Genomic DNA, 1,945 nt, shown 5'->3' with positions numbered 1-1,945 from the left:
GGAGATCGAGTATCAGGACGACCCCTGCACCACGGTGTATGTGAAGTTCCCCATGCACGACGATTGCGGCAAGCTTTCCGGTTATGACAAGCTGTTCTTCGTGATCTGGACCACCACCATCTGGACCCTGCCGGGCAACCTGGCCATCGCCCTGCATCCCGACGAGTCCTACGCTGTGGTGAAGGCCCCCAACGGCGAGGCCTATATCATGGCCGAGGCTTTGGTGGAGAAGGTCATGCACTTGGGCGGCTTCGACACCTGGGAGGTGGCGGAGACCCATCCCGGCGCCTTCTTTGAGAACATGCTGGCGGACCACCCCTTCCTGCCCAAGACCTCCCGCCTGCTGCTGGCGGATTACGTCACCATGGACTCCGGCACCGGCTGCGTCCACACGGCCCCCGGCTTCGGCGCGGATGACTACGAGACCTGCAAGCGCTACGGCGTGGAGATGGTGGTTCCCGTGGACGACCAGGGCCGCCACACGGAGTACGCCGGCAAGTACGCCGGTATGAAGACCGATGAGTCCAACCCCGTCATCCTGGCGGACATGAAGGAGAGCGGCATGCTCTTCGCCAGCGAGGACATCATCCACAGCTATCCCCACTGCTGGCGCTGCAAGGGCCCCATCATCTTCCGGGCCACGCCCCAGTGGTTCTGCTCCGTGGAGTCCTTCAAGGAACAGGCCGTCGCCGCGTGCGACGATGTGCGCTGGGTGCCCGGCTGGGGCATTGACCGGATGAAGTCCATGATCCGAGAGCGCAACGACTGGTGCATCTCCCGCCAGCGCAAGTGGGGCCTGCCCATTCCCGTGTTCTACTGCAAGGACTGCGGCAAGCCCATCTGCACCGATGAGACCATCGACGCCATCTCCAAGCTCTTCGCCGCCGAAGGCTCCAACGCCTGGTTCGCCAAGGAGGCGGAGGAGATCCTGCCGGAGGGCTTCGCCTGCCCCCACTGCGGTGCCAAAGCCGGCTTCACCAAGGAGACCGATACCCTGGACGGCTGGTTCGACTCCGGTTCCTCCCACTTCGCCGCCATGAAGAAGGACCAGGGCTTCTGGCCCGCCACCATGTATCTGGAGGGCCTGGACCAGTACCGCGGCTGGTTCCAGTCCGCGCTGCTGACCGCCGTGGGCGCCTTCGGCCAGGGCGCGCCCTTCAAGGAGTGCGTCACCCACGGCTGGACCGTGGACGGCGAGGGCAGAGCCATGCACAAGTCCCTGGGCAACGGCATGGACCCGGCAGAGATCATCAACCAGTATGGCGCGGACCTGCTGCGCCTGTGGGCCGCCAGCGCCGACTACCACGCCGACGTCCGCTGCTCTCACGAGATCTTCAAGCAGCTCAGCCAGAACTACCTCAAGTTCCGCAACACCGCCCGGTACTGCCTGGGCAATCTGGACGGCTTTGACGCCGACCAGCTGACGGCGCCCGCGGAGATGGAGGAACTGGACCGCTGGGCCGTCACCCGCCTGAACGCCCTGATGGAGAAGTGCGCCAAGGCGTACAACGACTATGAGTTCCTGGTGGTCACCCACGCGGTGAACGACTTCTGCGTGGTGGACATGTCCAACTTCTATCTGGACATCATCAAGGACCGTCTGTACTGCGAGGAAAAGGACGGCGCCAAGCGCCGCAGCGCCCAGACCGCCCTGTTCCTGATTCTGGACACCATGACCAAGCTGATGGCCCCCATCCTGTGCTTCACCTGCGATGAGATCTGGCTCTCTATGCCCCACCGCAGCGGCGACGATGGTCGGAACGTGGTGTTCAACGACATGAACAAGCCCTTCACCGACTACGCCCTGGATGAGACCGCCATGGAGAAGTGGTCCGCCGTGGAAAAGCTGCGCGACGACGTGAACGCCGTGCTGGAGGCCGCCCGGGCCGAGAAGAAAATCGGCAAGGCCCTGGAGGCCCACGTGGCCCTCCACGCTGGGGACGAC

At 64.2% G+C, this 1,945-nt stretch carries 1 protein-coding gene; it reads left to right on the top strand.

Annotation, left to right across the window (positions count from 1 at the left end):
• Nucleotides 1-1,945, top strand: a 1,945-nt coding sequence (gene ileS / locus QVE23_RS01910) for an isoleucine--tRNA ligase (protein WP_502919056.1), incomplete at both ends; no start/stop codon positions are given.

The organism is Oscillibacter sp. KLE 1728 (assembly GCF_934833455.1).
In the GTDB taxonomy this organism is placed as follows: domain Bacteria; phylum Bacillota; class Clostridia; order Oscillospirales; family Oscillospiraceae; genus Oscillibacter; species Oscillibacter welbionis.
The sequence above is the reverse complement of the archived record's forward strand: the minus strand, read 5'-3'. Positions and strand labels throughout refer to the sequence as shown.